We start from the raw sequence: 22980 nt of genomic DNA on the forward strand, positions 1-22980 counted from the left end.
AGTCACTCATGCAATCCTATTTTGATCAGCTAGAACAGGTTCGTTACGAAGGCACCAGCAGCAATAACCCGTTGGCTTTCCGCCACTACAACCCCGATGAAATCATCCTCGGCAAGCGTATGGCCGATCACCTGCGCTTCGCCGCCTGCTACTGGCACACCTTCTGCTGGAACGGGGCAGACATGTTCGGCATTGGGGCCTTCGATCGCCCTTGGCAACAGCCGGGCGAAGCGCTGGAGCTGGCTAAACGCAAGGCCGATGTGGCGTTCGAGTTTTTCCATAAGCTGAACGTGCCTTATTACTGCTTCCACGATATCGACGTATCACCGGAAGGGGCTACGCTCAAAGAGTATCTGAACAACTTCGCAATCATGACCGACGTGCTGGCAGAGAAGCAGCAAAGCAGCGGCGTGAAGCTGCTGTGGGGCACCGCCAACTGCTTCACCCATCCACGTTACGGTGCCGGGGCAGCGACCAACCCGGATCCGGAAGTTTTCAGTTGGGCAGCAACTCAGGTGTTCACGGCCATGAATGCCACCCACAGACTGGGCGGTGAAAACTATGTGCTGTGGGGCGGGCGTGAAGGCTATGAAACCCTGCTCAATACCGATCTGCGTCAGGAGCGTGAACAGATTGGCCGCTTTATGCAGATGGTGGTTGAACACAAACATAAGATCGGCTTCCAGGGAACGCTGCTGATCGAGCCAAAACCCCAGGAACCGACCAAACATCAGTACGATTACGACGTCGCCACCGTATACGGTTTCCTTAAACAGTTCGGCCTGGAAAAAGAGATCAAGGTGAACATCGAGGCCAACCACGCTACGCTGGCCGGGCATTCGTTCCACCACGAGATCGCCACCGCCATCGCGCTAGGGATTTTCGGCTCGGTCGATGCCAACCGGGGCGATCCACAGCTAGGTTGGGATACCGATCAGTTCCCGAACAGCGTGGAAGAAAACGCGCTGGTGATGTTCGAAATCCTCAAGGCCGGCGGCTTCACTACCGGCGGGCTGAACTTCGATTCCAAGGTGCGCCGCCAAAGTACCGACAAATATGATCTGTTCTACGGCCATATCGGCGCTATGGACACCATGGCGCTGGCGCTGAAAGTGGCCGCCCGCATGATCGAGGATGGCCAGCTACATCAGCAGGTTGCCAAACGCTATGCCGGTTGGAACGGCGAGCTGGGCCAACAGATCCTGCAAGGGAAACTGTCGCTCGAAGCGCTGGCACAGCACGCCGAGCAACAGGTGCTGGCCCCACAACATGCCAGCGGGCATCAGGAAAAGCTGGAGAATCTGGTCAACCGCTACCTGTTCGGCTAACTCTCTACGGCGCGGTGGGTCCGCTCACCGCGCTTCAAAGGATCCGTGCTCATGTACATTGGAATCGATCTCGGTACTTCCGGCGTGAAAGTCATCCTGCTAGGCGAGCAAGGCCAACTGCTGGCCAGCCAGAGTGAACCACTGCCCATCTCACGCCCCCATCCCCTATGGTCTGAACAAGACCCGCAAGATTGGTGGCAAGCCACCGACCGTGCCATGTTGTCATTGGCCAAACAGCATAGTCTGCAACAGGTCAAAGCCATTGGCCTGACCGGGCAAATGCATGGCGCAACCTTATTGGATAAACAGCAGCGGGTATTACGCCCGGCCATCTTGTGGAACGATGGCCGCAGCTTTGCGCAATGCCAGGCACTAGAACAAACCGTACCCAACTCACGTGAAATCACCGGCAACCTGATGATGCCCGGCTTCACCGCCCCCAAGCTGTTGTGGGTCAAGGAGCATGAGCCGCAGATTTTTCGTCAGATAGATAAGGTGTTATTGCCCAAGGATTACCTGCGCTGGTGCATTACCGGCGAGTTTGCCAGCGATATGTCCGATGCCGCAGGGACAATGTGGCTAGACGTTGCCAAACGTGACTGGAGCGATGCCATGCTTGATGCCTGCGAGCTAACGCGTGAGCAGATGCCTACGCTGTTTGAGGGCAACCAGATCACCGGGCAAGTGCATAGCGAACTGGCCCAACGTTGGGGGATGGCGCCGGTGCCGGTGGTGGCTGGCGGGGGTGACAATGCCGCCGGGGCGATCGGCGTTGGGCTGTATCAGGCCGGGCAGGCGATGCTGTCATTGGGTACCTCTGGCGTCTACTTCGCCGTCAGCGACGGTTTCCTCAGTAACCCGGCCAGCGCGGTGCACAGCTTCTGCCATGCGCTGCCGCAGACCTGGCACCTGATGTCAGTGATGCTCAGCGCGGCGTCCTGCCTGGACTGGGCCTGCCAGTTAACCAATGTCGACAGTGTTGCCACCCTGCTGCGTAACGTTGAGCAGGCTGCTCCTGCTGAAACGCCGCTGTGGTTCTTGCCCTATCTTTCCGGCGAACGTACGCCGCACAACAACCCGAATGCCAAAGGGGCCTTCTGGGGCTTCACTCATCAACATGGGCCAAACGATCTCGCACGAGCGGTGTTGGAAGGGGTGGGCTTTGCACTGGCGGATGGCATGGACGTGCTGCATGCCAGCGGCCTGCAACCCACGGCTATCACCTTGATTGGCGGCGGCGCACGCAGCCCGCTCTGGCGCCAGATGCTGGCAGATATCAGCGGTCATCGGCTGGAATATCGCACCGGCGGCGACGTTGGCCCGGCATTGGGTGCAGCGCGTCTGGCGCAGATTGCGCTGAACCCTGGCGTACCTTTGAGCACCCTACTGCCTGAATTGCCGTTAGAGCAGGTGCATGAGCCGGATGCGGAACGACATCAATATTATGTCGCTCAGCGCCACACCTTCCGCGAACTTTACCGCTGCCTGCAGCCGCTGATGTAATCCACCAACGCCCCTGCCAGGTACATACATATCCAACACCTATGTATGTACTTGGCTGCTCCCGTTAGCATTGGGCTTTAAGTGGCTCAGAATTAAGGGCTAAATCGAGCTGGCCGCGATCTCAAACAGCATCACCATTTCCCCGGTATACAAACCTTGGGTGTCGGCATTGCCGTTGCTCTTAGGCGCATTAGCGTTCACCTTCAACTGATAAACGCTTTGATAGCCATTGCCCACCTTCACTTTCTGATTGAAGGTTTGTGCCGCGCCACTAGCACCAAGATCTTTGCCATTGCTGCCTTCACCGGCAAACTTAACCTTCACCCCATCCATTTTATAAGCCGAATCGGTGCGGGCGATCTCAAGTGGATGAACCAGCGACACATTGAACTGCGGCGTAGTGCTCCAAACCTGTACCGGTATGCTGCTGGCGAACGATTGCTGTGTGCCATCGGTGGCCGCTAAATCCACCGTCTGATACCAATCCCCACCCTGCGGGCGAGAAACAAAAATACTGTCTCCGATAGTGGCGGTGATGGTGATGGTTTTGGTGACCGAAGCGTTGTGTTCTTGTGCCTGACTCATCCCTGAAAAAAACAGCAGTCCACCCGCGATAATTACTGCCAACTGGCGTTTTTTCATGTTTGATTGCCCATTCAGATAAGTTAACGGTGGGGTCTTGGCCTTGCCTTCTTACCCTCCTCGTTCCAGCCAAAGGACGGTCAATCAATTATAGTAATCAATACCGCGTTCACCGGGATTATTATCGGTAACTGCCCGCAAACTTCATCCCGTCCGTTGTTGTCATCATGATGGCCGTTTTTGACCTTCTTTCTAGCCTACCGCAAGCGCAGTATGGTCTTACACCAAACTGAGGAGGGCCGAAAATGTCACGTAGCGCACTATTGATCATCGATGTTCAACAATCCTTTCAGCATCGTCCGTTCTGGCAGGAAGACGACCTGCCGGCGTTTCAACAGGCGCTGACGCGCTTGATCACAAGTTGCCAGCAGCAAGGGGTGCCGCTGGTCGACGTGTTCCATGTCTCGCCTGAGGGGCCGTTCTCTTTGGCGTCTGGGTATGTGAAACGCCTGCCGTTTCTGAGCCATCAGGCTGACGTAACGGTGCAAAAGCGAGTGCACAATGCGCTGACTGAATCTGGCCTGGATGCCTGGCTGCGCGAACGCCAGGTCGACCATCTGATTATCAGCGGCATTCGCACCGAGCAATGCTGTGAAACCACCACCCGCGTCGCCTCGGATCTGGGCTATAAAGTGACGTTTGTGACCGAAGCCACGCTCACTTTCCCGATGCATCATCCGGACGGCAGCCTCTTTACCCCCGAGCAGTTAAAGCGGCATACTGAAACCGTGCTGGTCGATCGCTTTGCCACCATTGCCAGCGTCGATGAAGCATTGGCGCAACTTTTACATGCTCAAAGCTAATGCCCGAACCTGTTGCTGATTTTTTTGGGGCTAGCGTTTTGTCAGTCATCCGGCCACTGTGTTTTCCCCTCACCCCAACCCTCTCCCACAGGGCTGAGGAATCCCCACTAATTTTTTCTTAGTGGTTTCAGAGAATTAGAGCGAGTGTTTTACGATCAATCCGTTCCATTTTGTTCGTAAATTGGCAGTGAGAGAATGACGAACCACTTCTTCTCGTCTGCTTGAGGCTATTTTTTAGTCCTGTTTTGGGTAAAAAACAGCCTATTTCTCGTCTCAATTTTTCTGGGGATTCCTCAGCCCACAGGGAGAGGGAGCAGGTACGGTGTGCTAATTAGGTACAGGAGTTAGCTTGTAGCAAGTTAAGTCCCACAAAGCTGAGTTCCCGCGCGAGAGTAAAATTGTGAATTGTGGCGCGCTAAATCCCTCGACGCTGAGGTCCGGAGCAGGAGTAAAATTGTGGCACGTTAGGTCCCCTCTCCCTGCGGGAGAGGGTTAGGGTGAGGGGCGATCACTGAACCAAAGCCATACCTCACACCATACACATGACTACGCATTTCTTTGCCTAACAGGATGGTGTTATGCCCAAGGCCGTTTACTTTCTGATGCTCCCCAACGTGCTGTTACTGGATGTCAGCGGCCCGGCAGAGGTATTGCGGCTTGCCGGGCAGTTCCAGCAGCACTATGTCAGCCCAGTGCCGCAAGTGACCTGTTCCATCGGCATGACGATCGGCCAACTAGCCCCCTTACCGCTACGGTGGAACGAAGGGGATATTCTGGTGATACCGGGAGTGGCGGACTCATCGCATTACTTTGCTACCGAGGAAGCGGCTCTAGCCCGCAATTGGCTTCAAACTTTGCGCCCGGCTTTGGCCCAGCGGCAGATTGACCTGGTTTGCGTCTGTTCCGGTGCGCTGTTAGCCGCCCAGGCAGGCTTGCTCGACGGCTATCATTGCACCACTCACCACGCCGTGCTCGACCGTCTGCGCCAACAGGCACCCGCCGCGCAGGTGAAGGAAAACCGTATTTTCGTTGAGGATCGTGGGGTGTTTACCAGCGCGGGCATTACCGCCGGTATCGATCTGGCGCTGCACTTGGTCAATCAGCACTGTGGGGCTGGCCGCGCGTTGGAGATTGCCCGTGAGATGGTGGTTTATTTCCGCCGCTCCGGCGACGATCCGCAGCTTTCCCCGTGGCTACGCTATCGCAATCATCTCCATCCTGCAGTGCACCGGGCGCAGGATGTGATGGCCGCCGAACCGGAAGCCGAATGGTCGGTCCCCCAGGTGGCGGAGAAAGCCCACGTCAGCAGCCGCCATCTGGCCCGGCTGTTCCGTCTGCATATCGGCCTCAGCGTACGGGAATATCATGAACAGCTGCGGCTGGCGGTCGCACAGCAACGGCTGCAGCAGGGCTACGGTCTGGAAAAAGCCGCGCTAACCGCAGGCTTCTCCTCTGGCCGCCAACTGCGGCGGGCACAGCAGCGCTGGCAGGCTTAAGACACCAGCCGCCGGGTATCCACTTTCTGTAACCCCATCGACAGCAGCAGGCTAACGCCAAGCGCCATGCCAAACACCCAGAAGATATCCAGCAGCGGGTAGGCCGGAAACTCCCAGTGGCGGTTACGCATCACGTTAACGATCAGGGCGTGAAAACCGTAGATCGCCAGCGAATGACGGGAGATCACGCCTAACCAGCCGATTGGGTTCGGCAGGCAGTTTTTACACCACACCAGCAGCGAGACCGCCGCCACAAATACCAAGGGGCCGGTGTACATATAAAACGTATCGGCAAAGCTGCCGTTGATAAACATCTGGCTTTTGGTGCCACGGATAATCAGGACCACGCTAGCGACAAAGCACAGCACCGCCAACAGGCTCATACCGCGCCGTTGGGTCGCCATCATGCCAATTGCTCGCCCTGCCAAGGCATACAGCAGGTAATAGAAGGTATCGCCATAGATGTACAGGTTCACCGGCAGTAGCTGGACATTATCCAGGGTCAGCTTGCTGGTATTAGGGTTGGCGATAATCGCCAGAATGACAATCACCCCGGCCAGATAGCGGCCAGAGACCGGTTTGACGCTGATCAGCGGCGAAAGCAGGTAGACCACCGCAATGGCGTAAAAGAACCACAGGTGATAAAACACCGGCTTTTGCAGGATGGCGCGCAACGAGGGCCAAAAGCCGATACGGGTAAAGCAGGCAATATAAATCAGGGCAATGCCGCTGTAGAACAAAATACAGCAGGTAATGCGGATAAAGTGTTTTTGGTTGGCACTGCGCTCACCAAAAAACAGAAAGCCGGAAATCATAAAGAACAGCGGCACCGAAGCCCGTGAAATCGAGTTCAATACGTTAGCCATATCCCAGTTATGTTCGCCCACTGCCACACCGTTGGCGACATAGTAGGTGGTAGCGTGGATCATCACCACCATCATGCACGCCAGCGCACGCAAGTTATCTATCCAACCAATTTTATTGCTCATTGCTGCCCGTCAGTTGCCTATAATTCTGTCATATACCCTATGGATTTCGAGCTGCAGCTAGGCGCCCAGCTATCTCATCCCCAGGAGCTTACTTTAGTAAGTGACTGGGGTGAGATAGTGCAGGTAACAACGCTGCAGCTTGAAAGACGACGGGTATAGAGAAATGTTAATCAGAGGTTATAGCTCAGGGGGTCGCAGCACAACGCTTAAACGCACTATTAAGAATGAGCCTGAAAATCACCTTATGATTGCCAAGGTGAACAATTGGCGGCAAAATAGCCGCCACAACTCGCTCAGTTTGCGCATCCCCGCCCTGACAGTTCCTTATTTCTTCTTTGCTATCAGTAATATAAAAATGAAAACATCATTACCCCCTGCGGCACTTTTAGGCCGACAGGCGCTTTTATTCCCACTTTGTCTGGTGCTATTCGAATTCGCGACCTATATCGCCAACGATATGATCCAGCCCGGTATGCTGGCGGTCGTGGCCGATTTCAATGCCGGCGTGGAGTGGGTGCCCACCTCAATGACCGCCTATCTGGCTGGCGGTATTTTCCTGCAGTGGCTGCTTGGCCCGCTGTCGGATCGCCGTGGCCGCCGCCCGGTGATGCTGGCCGGGGTGCTGTTCTTTATCGTCACCTGCCTGGCCATTCTGCTGGTCACCAATATCGAACAGTTTATCGTGATGCGCTTCCTGCAAGGGATCGGCCTGTGCTTTATCGGCGCGGTGGGCTACGCCACCATTCAGGAGTCCTTTGAAGAGGCGACATGTATCAAGATCACCGCGCTGATGGCTAACGTGGCGTTGATCGCCCCGCTGCTGGGGCCGTTGGCCGGGGCCGCCTGGGTTCACGTTGCGTCCTGGCAGAGCATGTTTGTGCTGTTTGCCGCCCTGGCCGCGATTGCCTTTGTTGGCCTGTGGAAAGCCATGCCTGAAACCGCCACGCTGCAAGGGGAAGCCTTCTCGGCGGCCAATCTGTGGCGGGACTATCGCCAGGTGTTGGTCAATCGGCGCTTTATCTGTGGCTCATTGGCTATCGGCTTTGCCAGCCTGCCGCTGTTGGCCTGGATTGCCCAGTCTCCGGTGATCCTGATTAAGGGTGAGTCACTCTCGGCGTTGGACTATGGCCTGTTGCAGATCCCGGTATTTGGCGCGCTGATCCTCGGCAACCTGACGCTGGCTCGCATCACCGGCAAACTCAGTATTGAACGCCCGATCAAGCTGGGCGCATGGCCGATGCTGCTGGGCCTGCTGCTCGCCGCGCTGGCCACGGTATTTTCCGCCCACGCCTACCTGTGGATGACCGCCGGGTTGAGCCTCTATGCTTACGGCATTGGTTTGGCGAACGCCGGTCTGTATCGCCTGACGCTGTTTTCCAGCAACGTGAGCAAAGGTGCCGTTTCGGCCGTGATGGGCATGCTAAGCATGTCGGTGTTCACCATCGGGATCGAGCTGGCCAAGGTGGCCTACGTTTGGGGCGGTAACGGATTATTCAGCCTGTTCAATCTGGTCAGTGGCCTGTGCTGGCTGACGCTGACGGCGATGTTCCTCAGCAAACACCGTGGTGGTGCCACTCTCGCTACGTAGGGGCGCCGCATGCTGCGCCCACTTAACTTACTGATTCAACTTGAATAATAAACGTATTCGTCCAGAGCTAACCCTTTGATTATCTGAACGGGCGCAGCATGCGGCGCCCCTACGTTTCAAGCCGGTTGACGTTGGTCAGAGGGGTCAGAACAGCCCCATCGGTTTCTCGGAGTAGCTCACCAGCAGGCATTTGGTCTGCTGATAGTGCTCCAACATCATCTTATGGGTTTCCCGCCCGATCCCCGACTGTTTGTAGCCGCCGAACGCCGCATGCGCCGGGTAGGCATGGTAGCAGTTGGTCCAGACGCGGCCCGCCTGAATGTTGCGCCCCATCTGGTAGGCAATATTGCCGTTGCGGCTCCACACCCCGGCCCCCAGGCCAAAATCGCTATCATTGGCCAGCGCCAGCGCTTCATCCATATCCTTGAAGGTGGTCACCGCCAGCACCGGGCCAAAAATCTCTTCCTGGAATACCCGCATGCTGTTCTTGCCGAACAGAATGGTGGGTTCCATGTAGTACCCCTGCGCCAACCCGCCATCCAGCGCCTTGCGTCGGCCACCGGTCAGCACCTTGGCTCCTTCCTGTTTGCCGATCTCGATGTAGTTAAGGATGGTCTTCATCTGGCCTTCGGAAACCTGCGCCCCCATTTGGGTGCTGGCGTCCAGTGGGTTGCCGCTACGGATGCTCTCCACCCGTTTGATCGCCCGCTCCATAAAGCGCTCGTAGATCGATTCCTGCACCAACGCCCGGCTCGGACAGGTACAGACTTCCCCCTGGTTGAAAGCAAACAGCGCAAAGCCTTCCAGCGCCTTGTCGAAGAACGAGTCCTCTTTGTCCATCACGTCGGCAAAGAAGATGTTGGGTGACTTGCCGCCCAGCTCCAGCGTCACCGGAATGATGTTCTGGGTAGCGTAGCCCATGATTTGGCGGCCCACTTCGGTCGAACCGGTAAAGGCCACTTTGGCGATACGTTTGGAGGTGGCCAGATATTCCCCGATCTCGCCACCTGCGCCGTTGACCACGTTGATCACCCCTGGCGGCAGGATGTCCTGGATCAGTTCCATCAGCATCAGCACCGATAGCGGCGTAAGCTTGGCCGGTTTCAGCACGATGCAGTTACCTGCCGCCAGCGCCGGAGCCATCTTCCAGCAGGCCATCAGCAGCGGGAAGTTCCACGGAATGATTTGTGCCACCACGCCCAGCGGTTCGTGGAAGTGATAGGCCACCGTCTCTGAGTCGATCTCACTGATGCCGCCCTCTTGCGCCCGTACGCAGGCAGCAAAGTAACGGAAATGGTCGATAGCCAACGGAACGTCGGCATTGGCGGTTTCGCGGATCGGTTTACCGTTATCCCAGGTTTCTGCCGCCGCCAGCAGATCGATATTCTGCTCCATGCGATCGGCAACCCGGTTGAGCAAGTTGGCACGCGCCTGTACCGACATTTTCCCCCAGGCCCCTTTGGCATCGTGGGCCGCATCCAGCGCCAACTCGATATCCTGGAAGGAGGAGCTGGCTACTTCGCACAGCGTCTGGCCGGTGATCGGCGTCAGGTTGGTGTAATACTCGCCCTGTACCGGCGCCACCCAGGCACCCCCGATAAAGTTGTCGTAACGTTTTTTCAGCTTGAGAGGAAACCCGGTGTTTTCAGGCGTGAGGTGACTTGCCGTAGTGGTATTCGCCATTTGTATCTCCTTCTAACGTGGCTGCAACCTTACCGCCCGGAGACGGTAAGCAGGTTCACGGCCACATGGCCGCAGATCCAGTGATCAAACTTAAGAAGCGATGAACTATCTCTAGCCGGAATGATAGGGGTTTATGAGGAGAAATGGCGAAACAATGCTCAAACGCATGAGGGTTGTCACAATCTTTTAAACTGGGTGCAACAATATGCACCCATAATTTCAACCGCCAAACAGCCCGCGATCCCGCAGCAGGTGCTGATTCCCCTTACGCCGGGTAAAGCCGCTGCGATCGAAGAATTCCAATACCTGGATCGCCAGCTTGCGGCCAACCCCCAGCCGATCGCGGAAGTCACCGGCATTGGTGCTGCCTTGCGTGGCGTCCAGCTCGCGGATCATCGCAGCAAACTGTTCGATACGCTGGCTGAGGTAGTAGCGATCGACCACCACGGCGGTGACGTAGCCAAGCTGTGCCGCCTTGCGCAACGCGGCGCGAACGCTGTTTTCCTCTTCGCCCAACGAGGCGGCCAGATCGCGCACCCACCAGGGCTCTTCACCAAACAGCGGCTCAATACGGCTCCACAGCGCCTGTTGCTCGCTGCTGAATGCCAAGCCATGGTCTGGCAGATGCAGCCAGCCGCGCGTATTGCGCAGCAAACCCGCCGCCAGCAGCCGATCGATCATCATAAACACCAACGGCTCATGCAGCGCCGGTAACGCCATACGGCGCAGACGAGCGCGCCCCAGGCCTAGCTGATCGGCATGTTGCTGATGGTATTCGGCCAACACCTGCAACAGACGCTGCTCATGCGCTTGCACGTTGGCCGGGGCCAACGCCATCTCGCCGGAGATCATCAGGGCATAACCTGCCAGCAGTTCCTGTAGGCCCTCATCCGTCAGCTGTCGTGCCCAGGCAAATGCGGCCAAATCCAGTGCGCCACCCGGCAAACGCAAATCCAGCACCTGTCCATCGCTGGATGCCTGAGCCAGCGCTGCCAGCCAGGCCAGATACTCCGGCTGACGCTTGCCCCGTTTCGGCGAGGAGAGCCCCAGCACGCGTGCAGCGCCCAGCGTTTGGCGCGCGCTGATATCACGCAACACTAGCCGATCGTTTTCCACCAGCCACAGCGGACGATCGAGGATCAGCTCCGCCAGGTTATCGGCCAGTAGCGCAATACGCCCGGTGATATGGCTGGCGGCATGGTGAATATGTAGCGACTGCCAGTGCTGTATCGGCGCATCGGCCTCTATCGCCACCAGAATACGCTCTGCCGCCGCTGGCGGTTGTTGCGCCAACAGCCAGTCGCCGCGCGTTAGCTGGTCTTTACTGACGTCACCGCTGATATTCAGCGCAATGCGCTGCCCGGCAACCGCCTGTTCTGTCGCCTGATTCTGCGCATGCAAGCCGCGCACCCGCACTGGCACATCCGCACCGGTCAGCCACAGCGTATCGCCTACCGCCACGCTGCCGCCCAGCGCCGTTCCTGTCACCACCAGCCCGGCACCTTTGACGCTGAAGGCGCGATCTACCGCCAGGCGAAAACGGCGTGATAGTAAGTGCTCACCGGGTTGCAGCGCCAACAGATGCTGGCGCAGCTCATCAATACCTTCTCCCAGGGCCGCCGCGGTAACAAACACCGGCACATCATGCCAGCCCTGCTGCGCCAATTCGGCCAACACCTGGGTTTGCACTTCAGCGACTCGCGCAGGATCCACGCGGTCGGCTTTGGTTAACGCCACCGTCAACTGCGCTCTGCCGCTCAGGCGCAGGATCGCCAGGTGCTCGCGGGTTTGTGCCATTACGCCATCGTCGCAGGCCACCACCAGCAGCGCATGGTCGATGCCGCCAATGCCCGCCAGCATATTAGCGAGGAATTTTTCATGGCCGGGAACGTCGATAAACCCCAGCACGCGGCCATCTGGCTGCGGCCAATAGGCATAACCAAGATCGATGGTCATGCCACGGCGTTGTTCCTCCGGCAGACGATCGGCATTGATGCCGGTGATCGCCTGCAGCAGGGTGGTTTTACCGTGGTCGACATGGCCAGCGGTGGCGATAATCATGCGCTCAGCGCCTCAACCAGTGCGCCCTCCTGTTCCAGGCAACGCAGATCGAGCCACAGTTTGCCGTCGTTGATGCGGCCAATGACCGGCTGCGGCAAGCTACGCCACTGCTGGGCCAAGCCTTCTAGCGTTGCACCCCGGCCATCGAGTGGGGCAAAGGTCAATGCGTAGCTCGGCAGGCGATCTACCGGCAACGAACCGCTGCCAATCTGTGACCAGCACGGCTCACTGCGCAACTCGAAGTTGCCAGAAAATCGCGGAGCCAACTGGCTCTGCAAACGTTCGGCTGTTTCCTGCATCTGTTGCTGTGGACGGGTCAGTAAGCGCAAGGTAGGTAAATGTTCTGCCAGTAACTCCGGCTGTTGATACAACCGCAGCGTGGCTTCCAGCGCCGCCAGCGTGATTTTGCCGACGCGCAGGGCGCGCTTGAGTGGGTGCTGTTGCAAACGGGCAATGAGATCTTTTTTACCGACGATAATCCCGGCCTGCGGCCCGCCCAGCAATTTATCACCGGAGAAGGTCACCAGATCGACACCGGCGGCAATCAGGCGTTGCGGCATCGGTTCGGCGGGCAAGCCGTATTGCGCCATGTCGATCAGCGAGCCACTGCCCAAATCGGTCGCCACAGGAATGCCGTGTTCGTGGCCCAACACCGCCAGTTCGCTTTCATCAACCGCAGCGGTAAACCCTTGAATGCTGTAATTACTGGTATGCACCTTCATCAACAGGCCGGTTTGCTCGTTGATGGCGGCACGATAATCTTTCAGATGTGTACGGTTGGTGGTGCCGACCTCCACCAGCTGGCAGCCCGCCTGGCGCATGACGTCCGGGATGCGGAACGCGCCACCAATCTCCACCAGTTCGCCACGTGATACCACCACCTGCTGGCCCGGTGCCACTGCCGCCAGCATCAATAGCACCGCCGCCGCGTTATTGTTGACGATGCAGGCATCTTCCGCCCCGGTGAGCTGGCAGAGCAAATCCGCGATGGCCCGATCGCGATGCCCACGGCCTGCGCCATCCAAATCGTATTCCAACGTCACGGCACTGCTCATGGCACTGACCACCGCATCCACTGCCGGTTGCGCCAACAGCGCTCGCCCCAGATTGGTGTGCAGCACGGTACCGCTGAGGTTAAACACGGGTTGCAACGCCGGGCGCTGCTGTTGTTCCAGGCGTGCCTGTAGCGCCTGCGGCCAGTCCTTACACCAGGCAGGCAGTTGTTGCTGCGTCTTGATGGCTTCACGCGCCTGCGCCTGCATCTGGCGCAGCAGTTCGCTGATAAGCGTCTGGCCGTGTTTGTCGACGGCGGGTTCAACCGCAGGATCGCGCAGCAGGCGGTCGATGGCAGGTAACTGGCTGTATAGGTGCTGGGATTCAGTGCTCATGGTCACTCGATTTTTCAGTGTCCGGTTATCGGCAAACTGGCTTATTGGCGTGCCGAGCTAAACCAGTCAGGTTATTTAACCTGCATGGTATCAATAATTCGCTGTACCAGGGCATGATGTAGATCCGGTGTTTTAGCTGGCGTTAACAGCTGCAACGTCACGACCCGTTTATTGAACACCGTCAACACGATGGTGGAAACCAGTTTTTGCCCGTTGACCGTCTGTTCAGTATCCAGGCGATGGAACTTCTGCTTACCGACGGTGAAGTTCTCTTCTTTGGTTTTCTTGATGTTCTGATAACGGTCAGACAGCTCGGTAATGATGCTTTGCGTCAGCTCTTTGAGCATCGCATCACTGGTATTGATCTTCATGTCTTCCGGCGGGATCACTTCCGAAGCGACGGTGCGCTGGCGCGATTTGCTGTCGAGGAACAGCTGAATAGTCGATTTATTGTCGTTGATGATGCCGCTCAGCTTGGTCTGATCGCTGAAGCCCGGCGGCAGTTCAAAGGTGATTTGGCCTTTTTGCAGCGAAACGTTCAGGCCTGGGGCGGGTTTGGGTTCTTCCACCGGCGGCGCTGGCGCTGGCGTTACGGGTTGTGTCACGACCGGTTTTGGCTCGGGTGCGGGGACTTCCGGCTTTTTGCTGTCCTGGTTATCGCAGGCTACCAGCCCGGTAAGCAGCACGGCTAGCGCCGCGCCTTTGGCAAGAGTCTTCAACATCATGTCTTCCTTTCGCGTTACGCGTCTTGACGTAACGGTAGCAACTCGCCTCCCGGTTTGCCAGATGTCTAATCCGAAAGTCGCTGCGGCCCCCTCACCCCAACCCTCTCCCACAGGGAGAGGGTGCTGCAAAAGTGATGGAGTTGAGTTAGGCAATTACAGTGGCAAGGGGCGAACGAATAAGCCCAACTGTCATCATTCCCCAGGGAACAGGAACGGGTTGATACTGCTGCGCGCAAAGCCTTCCTCTTCCATCTTGGCATCGAGGATAAGCGAAGCCAGATCGTCGGCCACCGCCTCGACCTTCGGGTCCTTCTCCTGATAAAGGATCTTCAGGTAGGTGCCGCAGTCGCCACAGCTTTCCGCTTTCACCGCGGCCTGCTCACTTTCCAGTGACCAGTAGTTGAGATCGCCGGTTTGCTCGCAGTTGCTGCATTTCACCCGCACCACGTGCCATTCGCTCTCGCACAGGTTGCAGTGCAGATAGCGCAGGCCGTTCACGGTACCAAGATGCACCACGCTGGAAACCGGAATACTGCCGCAAACCGGGCAGAATTGGCGATGCTCGCCGTACTCGGCCCGGGCCTTGCCAGGGATCTGGCTGGCCATCTGCGTCCAGTACAACGACAGCGCCGCCCAAAGGAACGGGGCTTTGTCGCTGCCTACTTTGGCAAACTCGCCTTTCAGCAGGGCGCTGGCCAACAGCTCCAGCTCATGGGACGAGGATTTCTCCAGGTTATCCAACACCGCCAGCACGTGTTCCGGTGCCTGCGGGCGCAGTTCTGCGATCAGCGATGCCAGCAGCTTGTGCCAGTGTTCGCTGCGTGGATAGACGCTGATGTCCAACGGCGGCTTGCCGCTGGCGGCGCTCTGGGTCAGCGTTTCGCCGAGATCCAGCTCCAGCGGATTATCGTGGCAGGCGTTGTGCTGCGCTTGCGCAATGCTGGCGGCAAAATTGAGATAGTCACCCAGCGGATGGTCTGCGGCCAGTTGCTGCAGACGTTCGGCTCGGCGGGTATAAAGGCTCTTCAAGTTGGCGAAAAGTAACGGCGGAATAGTTTCCGCCGTTGAAGACTTTTCACGCTGTGCCCCTAACTGCTCTTTAGGAACGATGCGGATACTCATCTGGGTTTGTCTTCCTGTTGTTTCTCGCGGACCTCACGGTACCAGCGCGGGTGATGCTTCTTGGCCCAGGCAGCCGGCACCCAACCTTCCACCATCGCGGTAATGGTGCCTTTTACCCACAACGCGGCGTAAATGTGCACCATAATCACGATGATCAACCCCACCGCTGCCAACGAATGCACCACCAACGCGATGCGGATCAGCGGAATGGAGAAGGATGGGGCAAAGTATGGCCGCCAGATAACGATACCACTGGCCAGCAACAGCACCAGACTGATGATCGCCGCCCAGAATACGCACTTCTGACCGAAATTATAACGCCCAGTGTCACCCACTTCCTCATTCATGGCGATTTTGTGGATGTTTTTCGCCCAAACGATATCTTCCCGGTTGATCAGGTTGTGCTTCCAGTAGCGCAGGAACATCAGCAGGAACGCGACGAACATCAACACCCCGGTGAAGGGGTGAAGGATGCGTGCCAGCTGTGGCGTACCAAAGATATTCATCAGCCAGTTAAAGGACGGGAACAGGAATCCCAGCCCGCTGATGGCGGCAAAAATAAAGCAGAACGCCACAATCCAGTGGTTAATCCGCTCCGGCGCGCTGTAGCGCTGAATTGGCTTTTCCTTCCTCATTTGCGCGTCTCCTCATCATGATGCTCGTCCTTCGGATCCTGCTCTTCCTCTTCTTCAACGCGGTTTGGCCCCACGCCAACGTAGTGGAAGATACTGGCCGCGAAGGTGGCAGCAAACCCGATGGCGGCCAACGGTTTCCAGACCCCTTTCCAGAAGGTCACCGCCGGGCTGATGGTCGGGTTATCCGGTAAACCGTGATACAGCTGCGGTTTATCGGCGTGATGCAGTACGTACATCACGTGGGTGCCGCCCACGCCTGCCGGATCGTACAGACCGGCATTCTGGTAGCCACGGGTTTTCAGTTCATCGACACGTTCCGCCGCGACATTTTTCATCGCTTCTTTGGTGCCGAAGTGGATCGCCCCAGTCGGACAGGTTTTCACACAGGCCGGTTCCTGGCCAACGCCAACGCGATCGACGCACAGGGTACATTTGTACACCCGATTGTCTTCCGCGTTCATGCGTGGCACGTCGAACGGGCAACCAGCGATGCAGTAGCCACAGCCGATGCAATGTTCGGACTGGAAATCGACGATGCCGTTGGCGTACTGGATGATGGCCCCTTCCGATGGGCACGCCTTCAGGCAGCCCGGATCGGCACAGTGCATGCAGCCATCCTTGCGGATCAGCCACTCCAGCTTGCCGTGCTCCTCAACTTCCGAGAAGCGCATCACCGTCCACGATTTGGCGGTCAGATCGGCGGGGTTATCGTAAACCCCGACGTTGTGCCCCACTTCATCGCGGATATCGTTCCATTCAGAACAGGCTACCTGGCAGGCTTTGCAGCCGATACAGGTCGTGACATCGATCAGCTTGGCCACTTCTTCCTGGTGATCGCGCGCGCGCGGTGCCGGGGTAAAGCCATTGGTGGCGGATTTACGAATGATGTCTTGAGATTGCATTGCCATAATTCGTCTCCGTTACACCTTTTCCACGTTAACCAGGAACGCCTTGAACTCTGGCGTTTGCGTATTGGCGTCGCCGACAAACGGCGTCAGCGTGTTGGCGATAAAGCCTTTCTTCGCCACCCCTTCGTAACCCCAGTGGATCGGGATGCCGATGGTGTCCACGTCCTGGCCGTTCACCTGCAGAGTCCGAATACGTTTGGTCACCACCGCCTTGGCCTTGATATAGCCACGGTTGGAGCTGACTTTGACCGTATCGCCCTGCTTGATGCCTTTCTTCTCGGCCAGCTTCTCGCCAATTTCGATGAACTGCTCTGGCTGAGCGATAGCGTTGATCAACGCATGCTTGGTCCAGTAGTGGAAATGTTCGGTCAGACGATAGGTGGTACCGACATACGGGAACTTGTCGGATTTGCCCATCGCGGCCAGATCGTCTTTGAACACACGCGCCGCCGGGTTGGACACCACGTTCGGGTGCAACGGGTTGGTGCCGAGCGGCGTTTCAAACGGCTCGTAGTGTTCAGGGAACGGCCCTTCCGCCAGTTTGTCGAGGGCAAACAGGCGGCCCATGCCTTCCGGCTGCATGATAAACGGCCCGACGTCGCTGCCCGGTGCGGCTGCGCTGTAGTCCGGGATATCCACCCCGCCCCACTTGGCACCATCCCACTCCAGCAACTGGCGTTTGGCATCCCACGGTTTACCCGCTGGATCCGCAGACGCACGGTTATACAGAATGCGGCGGTTCAGCGGCCATGCCCAGGCCCAGCCCAGCGTGTTGCCAAGGCCAGAAGGATCGGCGTTATCACGGCGCGCCATCTGGTTGCCCGCTTGCGTCCAACTGCCTGCGAAGATCCAGCAGCCACTTGCCGTGGTGCCATCATCACGCAGGTGCGCGAAGGTACTGAGCAGTTCGCCTTTCTTCGCCAACACTTTGCCGTCTGGATCGAGGACATCCGCCAGCGCCCGGCCGTTGCTCTCCATCGCCACTTCTTCTGGCTTCGGATTTTCCGGGGTCAGGTAATCCCAGGACATGTTCAGCAACTGCTCAGGGACCGCACCGCCGTCACGGGTGTACATTTCGCGCAGACGCGTCAGCAGCCCCGCCAGAATTTCACCGTCGTTCAGCGCTTCCCCTGGGGCATCGGCCCCTTTCCAGTGCCATTGCAGCCAGCGGCCGGAGTTAACGATTGAACCGTTCTCTTCGGCAAAGCAGGTGGACGGCAGGCGGAACACTTCGGTCTGGATCTTCGATGGGTCAACATCGTTGAACTCATCGTGGTTCTGCCAGAAGTTGGCGGTTTCGGTGTTCAGCGGATCAATGGTCACCAGGAACTTCAGCTTGGCCAGCGAGGCCACCACTTTGTTCTTGTTCGGGAACGACGCAACCGGGTTAAAGCCCTGGCAGATATAGCCATTCACTTTCCCCTGCGACATCATCTCGAAATACTGCAGAACGTCGTAGCCTTTGTCCCACTTCGGCAACCAGTCAAAGCCCCAGCTGTTATCTTTCTGCGCTTTGTCGCCGTAGAAGCTCTTCATCATGCTGACGAAGAATTTCGGGTAGTTGCTCCAGTAGTTAACCTGGCCCGGCAGCAGCGCCTTCGGCGTGTTGGCTTTCAGGTAGGTCTCCAGATCGGCCTGCTTCTCGGAAGGCAGCGTCATGTAGCCCGGCAGGCTTTGTGACAGCAGACCCAGATCGGTCAGACCCTGGATATTGGAGTGACCACGCAGGGCGTTCACGCCACCACCTGCCATGCCCATATTGCCCAGCAGCAGTTGGATCATCGCCATGGTACGGATGTTCTGCGCACCGACCGAGTGCTGTGTCCAGCCCAGGGCGTAGAGGAACGAGGCCGTCTTGTCGTTGGCACTGGTTTCAGCGATATATTCGCACACCTTGATGAAATCTTCGGTTGGCGTGCCGCAGATGTTGGTTACCACCTCTGGCGTATAACGGCTGATGTGTTTTTTCAGCAGGTTCCACACGCAGTTCGGATCCTGCAGCGTAGTATCACGCTTGGCGAAGCCGTTCTCGTCGAGCTGGTAGTTCCAGGTGGTTTTATCGTATTTGCGATTATCCGCGTCGTAGCCGCTGAACAGGCCATCATCAAAGGCGAAGTCTTCCCGCACCAGCAGGCTGGCGTTGGTGTAGGCGTCCACGTATTCGCGGTTAATCTTGTTATTGGTGATCAGGTACAGCAAGACGCCCGACAGGAAAGCAATGTCGGTACCTGAACGGATAGGCGTGTAGAAATCCGCCACGGATGCAGTACGGGTAAAGCGCGGATCGATGACGATCAGCTTGGCTTTATTATGAATTTTGGCTTCCATCGCCCAGCGGAATCCCACTGGATGCGCTTCTGCCGCATTACCACCCATGACAATAATTAAGTCGGCGTTCTTGATATCAACCCAGTGGTTGGTCATCGCACCGCGACCAAATGTTGGAGCAAGACTTGCTACCGTTGGTCCGTGTCAGACACGCGCCTGGTTGTCTACGGCAAGCATGCCGAGAGCGCGACTAAATTTTTGGGTCAGCATACCGGTTTCGTTGCTGGAGGCCGAAGCACACAGCATCCCGGTGGAGAGCCAACGGTTTACCGTTACGCCAGCGGCGTTGGTAGCTTCGAAGTTGGCATCGCGGTCTTCTTTCATCAGTTTGGCGATGCGGGTGAAGGCGTCGTCCCAGCTGATGCGTTGCCACTTGTCTGAGCCTGGAGCGCGATATTCAGGGTATTGGAGACGGCTTTCGCTGTGGATGAAATCCACCAGACCTGCCCCTTTCGGGCACAGTGCACCACGGTTTACCGGATGGTCTGGATCCCCTTCGATATGGAAGATGCTCTCTTTGGCGTTTTTGGCGCCATCACCAAGGCTGTACATCAACAGCCCACAGCCGACGGAACAATACGTGCAGGTATTACGGGTTTCACGGGCGCGCAGCAACTTGTACTGCCGGGTTTCCGCCAATGCCACCGCCGGGCTAAAGCCCAGTGCAGCTACCGTGGTTCCTGCCATACCGCCAGCGCAGATCTTAAAGAACTGCCTTCTGCTGACCTGCATGGGGGGTCTCCTTTCTCTCTCGTGTTGTCACATTGTTTCAAATGACGCTTTCCCCCTCAAAGCGGGAAGCGCTAAAATCACTATTCTTATGTGGGTATTGGCCAAATGGGCCGCAACGGCGCCGCAATAATACCATAGCAGGCGTAGGGTTGTTACAAACAGGTGCCAGGAAAGTGAACAAAATTAACCAAGAGCAGCCCACAAATGTGAACGAGCTCACGGGCCTGATCCAGGCTCCGGTGTACCAGCGCGGGCAACTGACCACCGCAGAGCAAGATTGGCTCGCCGAAGAGGTGCCGGTCGCGCTGGTGTATAACGGTATTTCTCACGTGGTGATGATGTGTACGCCAAAGGATCTGGAGGCGTTCGCCCTCGGTTTTTCCCTCTCGGAAGGGATTATCGACTCGCCACGGGATATCTTCAGTATAGAGGTTAATCCCACCTGCAACGGCATGGAAGTACAAATCGAGCTTTCCAGCCGCCGCTTTGCCGGGCTGAAGGAGCGCCGCCGGGCGATGGCGGGCCGCACAGGCTGCGGCGTTTGTGGCATTGAACAGTTGGCGGATATCTTCCGGCCGGTCACACCGCTGCCCTTTACCCAAACCTTCTCATTGGCCAATCTCGATCGCGCCCTTGAGCAGCTACGTCAGGTGCAGAACGTCGGCCAGTTGACGGGTTGCACCCATGCCGCTGGCTGGATCTCACCGCAGGGTGAACTGCTGGGCGGCTGTGAAGACGTTGGCCGCCATGTGGCGCTAGACAAGATGATCGGCATACGCGCCAAACAGGGCTGGCAGCAAGGGGCAATCCTGGTTTCCAGCCGGGCCAGCTACGAGATGGTGCAAAAATCTGCCATGTGCGGTGCCGAAATCCTGTTCGTGGTTTCTGCCGCTACCTCACTGGCAGTGGAAATCGCCGAGCGCAGCAACCTGACATTGGTTGGCTTTAGCAAGCCAGGCCGGGCAACGGTGTTTACTCACCCACAGCGTTTGAGTTAAATTTGGTCAAAATTGATTCCCAAAGGAAAGGTGAATTTATGCGGCAACCCAATCGGATCGAAAGTATTACCCTGCGTGATATTGGCGTATTTGAGCATACTCGCTTCGACTTTCCGCCGATTGAAAGTATTGATGCCGATAATAACAAGGCAGAGATTCATATTTTCACCGGGCCAAACGGCTGTGGGAAAAGCACCTTGCTGTATGCATTGGCAGGGATATTTGACATGCATGGTCAATATTCACTGATTCGCCGTCGTTATCGTAGTGATTCAAGTCAGGTAGACTTCGAATTTGCCGGTTCCTCTGGGAAATATGGTGCAGATGTTCTAAATAGTAATCTCTCAAAAACGCGGCTCAGCGGAAAGCCTGGCCATTTTTTTGATTATGATGGAGGCTGGGGTAGCCACCTAGTAGAGAATTACCAGGAAGAAAAACTCCCATCACGGAAATTCGACTTTGCCGCCTTTGCCTACTCGGGAAACCGCTCTGCACAAAGCAATTTTGCGATCTCATCCATACAAGAGATCACCGCATCCCCCTTTGAAAATGCCCTTTCCTTTGATCAAACCGTGCGTCCAAACGTGTTGGCGCAGTGGATAGCCAATAACCGTACCAAAGCGGCCCTAGCCAAAGCAGAAAATGCCTATGATGAGGCTGACAGCTACGATATGGCACTCAAAAGAATCAGCCAATTTATTGATGAAGTCTGTGGCATAGATGCAACGTTTCGCTTAAAACGCTCCCCACTGGAAGTCTCACTGGAAATAGGGGGTACCAGTGTCAGCTTTGATACCTTACCCGAGGGGTTAAAGTCCATAACCTGCTGGGTTGCCGATTTGGCCCTGCGTTTAGAGGCACTTCCCTGGCAACAGGAAAGGGATATCTTCTCGCAACCTATCATCCTGTTCCTGGACGAAGTGGATATACATCTCCACCCTAAATGGCAACGCCGTATTCTGCCAGCGATTCAAAAGCTACTGCCAAACGCACAGGTTTTCGTTTCGACACACTCACCATTTGTCGTTGGCTCGGTTGAAGATGCCTGGGTCTATCGTCTGCCCGAACCTCGATTTGACCTTTGTCGCGATCCACACATTCCGGAAATTATCTCGGCAGCGCCCTCCTCGGCAGGCAAGAGCTATCAGTTGATCCTAGACGAGGTATTTGGTGTTCCAGAGCAGTTTGATGTTGAAACGGAAAAACAGCTCGATGAGTTTTATCAGTTGCGCCAACAGGTAATGGAAAATCGAGCTGATGATACCAAGCTCAAAGCGCTGGCCAAGACTCTGGCCCAAAAAGGTGAAGAGATAGGTGCCATTGTGAGTATGGAATTACGCCAACTGGCAAGGCTCACCAAGCAAAACTGAGGGTGTCATGTATAAGTTTATCAGGGATGAAATACCTCCTCATTTGAGTGCCTGCTGGCAAAAGCTGACAACTAGATTTCTGGCAGCCAAGGCCAAAAATCCAAAGTATAAGTTTCAATGGTATAGCGCATTTCAATACGGCTATACGTTATCCCTGCTATTTGACATGACTCAGGGCCACTGTGCCTTTTGTGATGGGGGAGACATTGGGGCTGAAAGCCGCAAAACCATCGAACATTTCTATCCCAAGAGTGACTATCAAGAACTTGCCTATAAGTGGGAAAATCTCTACCCCTGCTGTGATCAATGCCAGAGTCAGAAACTGGAACGCTATGATCCCCTTCTTCTGGCCCCCGATGATGTTGGCTACCGTTTCGATGACTACTTCACTGTCAACTATCGCACTGGAGCCATTGAACCTTCCAGATTTGTCGACTCGGTGGCTCAGGAACGTGCCCGCATCACTATTGAACACTACGGGTTGGATATCGAAGAGCGCCGTAAAAGCCGACAGAAGGAGCTCAAACGCTACTTACAGCGTGATCGTGAAGTTGATATCAAAGATGATTTCAGCTACCGCTACTTTCTAAGCGATCTCGATTAACCCCTAAACCACACAGTCTGTAGGGCATTGATAATCATTTTCAATATCATTTAATTAATTATAATGCATCATACTGC

General features: G+C 56.5%; 18 protein-coding genes. 8 read left to right on the top strand and 10 right to left on the bottom strand.

Annotated elements, in window-relative coordinates; genetic code table 11:
• Positions 1–8: 8 nt before the first annotated feature.
• Both xylA and xylB read left to right on the top strand, forming a co-directional pair.
• A complete protein-coding gene (xylA, locus tag ACMV5I_RS06730) occupies positions 9–1328 on the top strand; it encodes a xylose isomerase (RefSeq protein WP_414823969.1) in 1320 nt (439 codons plus the stop codon).
• A 51-nt stretch (positions 1329–1379) separates the two neighbouring features.
• Complete coding sequence (gene xylB, locus ACMV5I_RS06735; protein ID WP_202810584.1) at positions 1380–2831, top strand: xylulokinase; 1452 nt, start codon at positions 1380–1382, stop codon at positions 2829–2831.
• 99 nt (positions 2832–2930) lie between these two features.
• Here xylB and ACMV5I_RS06740 read toward each other — a convergent pair whose 3' ends face one another.
• The gene (locus ACMV5I_RS06740; protein ID WP_121608206.1) at positions 2931–3473 is read right to left on the bottom strand and encodes a CS1 type fimbrial major subunit; all 543 of its coding nucleotides are present in this window, start codon (positions 3471–3473) and stop codon (positions 2931–2933) included.
• A 245-nt stretch (positions 3474–3718) separates the two neighbouring features.
• Between ACMV5I_RS06740 and ACMV5I_RS06745 the strand changes: the two genes are divergently transcribed.
• Both ACMV5I_RS06745 and ACMV5I_RS06750 read left to right on the top strand, forming a co-directional pair.
• Positions 3719–4276: an isochorismatase family protein gene (locus tag ACMV5I_RS06745; protein WP_414823970.1), complete on the top strand. Its 558-nt coding sequence runs from the start codon at positions 3719–3721 to the stop codon at positions 4274–4276.
• A 578-nt stretch (positions 4277–4854) separates the two neighbouring features.
• Positions 4855–5772, top strand: coding sequence for a GlxA family transcriptional regulator (locus ACMV5I_RS06750; RefSeq protein WP_414823971.1), 918 nt, complete (start codon positions 4855–4857; stop codon positions 5770–5772).
• Here the strand turns inward: ACMV5I_RS06750 and ACMV5I_RS06755 are convergent.
• The gene (locus ACMV5I_RS06755; RefSeq protein WP_414823972.1) at positions 5769–6761 is read right to left on the bottom strand and encodes an acyltransferase; all 993 of its coding nucleotides are present in this window, start codon (positions 6759–6761) and stop codon (positions 5769–5771) included. The two genes, ACMV5I_RS06750 and ACMV5I_RS06755, sit on opposite strands and share 4 nt — an antisense overlap.
• Positions 6762–7116: 355 nt before the next feature.
• On the opposite strand from ACMV5I_RS06755, the gene ACMV5I_RS06760 reads away from it, so the two are divergent.
• A complete protein-coding gene (locus tag ACMV5I_RS06760) occupies positions 7117–8349 on the top strand; it encodes an MFS transporter (protein WP_024483261.1) in 1233 nt (410 codons plus the stop codon).
• Between the two features lie 144 nt (positions 8350–8493).
• On the opposite strand, the gene ACMV5I_RS06765 is transcribed toward ACMV5I_RS06760, so the two are convergent.
• The 8 genes from ACMV5I_RS06765 to fdnG all read right to left on the bottom strand — a co-directional run bounded on the left by ACMV5I_RS06765 (position 8494) and on the right by fdnG (position 19931).
• Positions 8494–10032 (bottom strand): aldehyde dehydrogenase family protein, encoded by a 1539-nt coding sequence (locus ACMV5I_RS06765; RefSeq protein ID WP_414823973.1) that lies wholly within the window; start codon positions 10030–10032, stop codon positions 8494–8496.
• A gap of 219 nt (positions 10033–10251) precedes the next feature.
• Positions 10252–12093 (bottom strand): selenocysteine-specific translation elongation factor, encoded by a 1842-nt coding sequence (selB, locus tag ACMV5I_RS06770; RefSeq protein WP_414823974.1) that lies wholly within the window; start codon positions 12091–12093, stop codon positions 10252–10254.
• A complete protein-coding gene (gene selA / locus ACMV5I_RS06775) occupies positions 12090–13481 on the bottom strand; it encodes an L-seryl-tRNA(Sec) selenium transferase (protein ID WP_414823975.1) in 1392 nt (463 codons plus the stop codon). The genes selB and selA overlap by 4 nt, the downstream gene beginning before the upstream one ends.
• A 71-nt stretch (positions 13482–13552) precedes the next feature.
• Positions 13553–14203, bottom strand: coding sequence for a DcrB-related protein (locus ACMV5I_RS06780; protein WP_141133246.1), 651 nt, complete (start codon positions 14201–14203; stop codon positions 13553–13555).
• A 195-nt stretch (positions 14204–14398) separates the two neighbouring features.
• Complete coding sequence (gene fdhE, locus ACMV5I_RS06785; protein WP_071682702.1) at positions 14399–15328, bottom strand: formate dehydrogenase accessory protein FdhE; 930 nt, start codon at positions 15326–15328, stop codon at positions 14399–14401.
• Complete coding sequence (gene fdoI / locus ACMV5I_RS06790; RefSeq protein WP_021181336.1) at positions 15325–15963, bottom strand: formate dehydrogenase cytochrome b556 subunit; 639 nt, start codon at positions 15961–15963, stop codon at positions 15325–15327. The genes fdhE and fdoI overlap by 4 nt, the downstream gene beginning before the upstream one ends.
• On the bottom strand, positions 15960–16871 hold the full coding sequence (gene fdxH / locus ACMV5I_RS06795; RefSeq protein ID WP_021807291.1) for a formate dehydrogenase subunit beta: 912 nt from the start codon (positions 16869–16871) through the stop codon (positions 15960–15962). The genes fdoI and fdxH overlap by 4 nt, the downstream gene beginning before the upstream one ends.
• Before the next feature lie 12 nt (positions 16872–16883).
• On the bottom strand, positions 16884–19931 hold the full coding sequence (gene fdnG, locus ACMV5I_RS06800) for a formate dehydrogenase-N subunit alpha (protein ID WP_414823976.1): 3048 nt from the start codon (positions 19929–19931) through the stop codon (positions 16884–16886).
• A gap of 206 nt (positions 19932–20137) precedes the next feature.
• Here fdnG and fdhD point away from each other — a divergent pair, with 206 nt between their 5' ends.
• The 3 genes from fdhD to ACMV5I_RS06815 are packed head-to-tail and all read left to right on the top strand — an operon-like array spanning position 20138 to position 22903.
• On the top strand, positions 20138–20929 hold the full coding sequence (gene fdhD / locus ACMV5I_RS06805) for a formate dehydrogenase accessory sulfurtransferase FdhD (protein WP_414823977.1): 792 nt from the start codon (positions 20138–20140) through the stop codon (positions 20927–20929).
• A 38-nt stretch (positions 20930–20967) separates the two neighbouring features.
• Complete coding sequence (locus ACMV5I_RS06810) at positions 20968–22299, top strand: AAA family ATPase (protein ID WP_414823978.1); 1332 nt, start codon at positions 20968–20970, stop codon at positions 22297–22299.
• 7 nt (positions 22300–22306) lie between these two features.
• Positions 22307–22903, top strand: coding sequence for a hypothetical protein (locus tag ACMV5I_RS06815; protein WP_414823979.1), 597 nt, complete (start codon positions 22307–22309; stop codon positions 22901–22903).
• Positions 22904–22980 lie beyond the last annotated feature (77 nt).

Origin of the sequence: Serratia sp. T13T92 (assembly GCF_047530105.1) — a bacterium.
GTDB classification, from domain to species: Bacteria; Pseudomonadota; Gammaproteobacteria; order Enterobacterales; family Enterobacteriaceae; genus Chania; species Chania fonticola.

Bases quoted from the DNA above. Each gene is read 5' to 3' on its own strand.
- fdxH (WP_021807291.1), bottom strand. From the start codon at position 16,871: ATGGCAATGCAATCTCAAGACATCATTCGTAAATCCGCCACCAATGGC.
- ACMV5I_RS06740 (WP_121608206.1), bottom strand. From the start codon at position 3,473: ATGAAAAAACGCCAGTTGGCAGTAATTATCGCGGGTGGACTGCTGTTT.
- fdoI (WP_021181336.1), bottom strand. From the start codon at position 15,963: ATGAGGAAGGAAAAGCCAATTCAGCGCTACAGCGCGCCGGAGCGGATT.
- ACMV5I_RS06780 (WP_141133246.1), bottom strand. From the start codon at position 14,203: ATGTTGAAGACTCTTGCCAAAGGCGCGGCGCTAGCCGTGCTGCTTACC.
- ACMV5I_RS06750 (WP_414823971.1), top strand. From the start codon at position 4,855: ATGCCCAAGGCCGTTTACTTTCTGATGCTCCCCAACGTGCTGTTACTG.
- xylA (WP_414823969.1), top strand. From the start codon at position 9: ATGCAATCCTATTTTGATCAGCTAGAACAGGTTCGTTACGAAGGCACC.
- ACMV5I_RS06810 (WP_414823978.1), top strand. From the start codon at position 20,968: ATGCGGCAACCCAATCGGATCGAAAGTATTACCCTGCGTGATATTGGC.
- selA (WP_414823975.1), bottom strand. From the start codon at position 13,481: ATGAGCACTGAATCCCAGCACCTATACAGCCAGTTACCTGCCATCGAC.
- fdhE (WP_071682702.1), bottom strand. From the start codon at position 15,328: ATGAGTATCCGCATCGTTCCTAAAGAGCAGTTAGGGGCACAGCGTGAA.
- xylB (WP_202810584.1), top strand. From the start codon at position 1,380: ATGTACATTGGAATCGATCTCGGTACTTCCGGCGTGAAAGTCATCCTG.
- ACMV5I_RS06755 (WP_414823972.1), bottom strand. From the start codon at position 6,761: ATGAGCAATAAAATTGGTTGGATAGATAACTTGCGTGCGCTGGCGTGC.
- selB (WP_414823974.1), bottom strand. From the start codon at position 12,093: ATGATTATCGCCACCGCTGGCCATGTCGACCACGGTAAAACCACCCTG.
- ACMV5I_RS06815 (WP_414823979.1), top strand. From the start codon at position 22,307: ATGTATAAGTTTATCAGGGATGAAATACCTCCTCATTTGAGTGCCTGC.
- ACMV5I_RS06760 (WP_024483261.1), top strand. From the start codon at position 7,117: ATGAAAACATCATTACCCCCTGCGGCACTTTTAGGCCGACAGGCGCTT.
- ACMV5I_RS06765 (WP_414823973.1), bottom strand. From the start codon at position 10,032: ATGGCGAATACCACTACGGCAAGTCACCTCACGCCTGAAAACACCGGG.
- ACMV5I_RS06745 (WP_414823970.1), top strand. From the start codon at position 3,719: ATGTCACGTAGCGCACTATTGATCATCGATGTTCAACAATCCTTTCAG.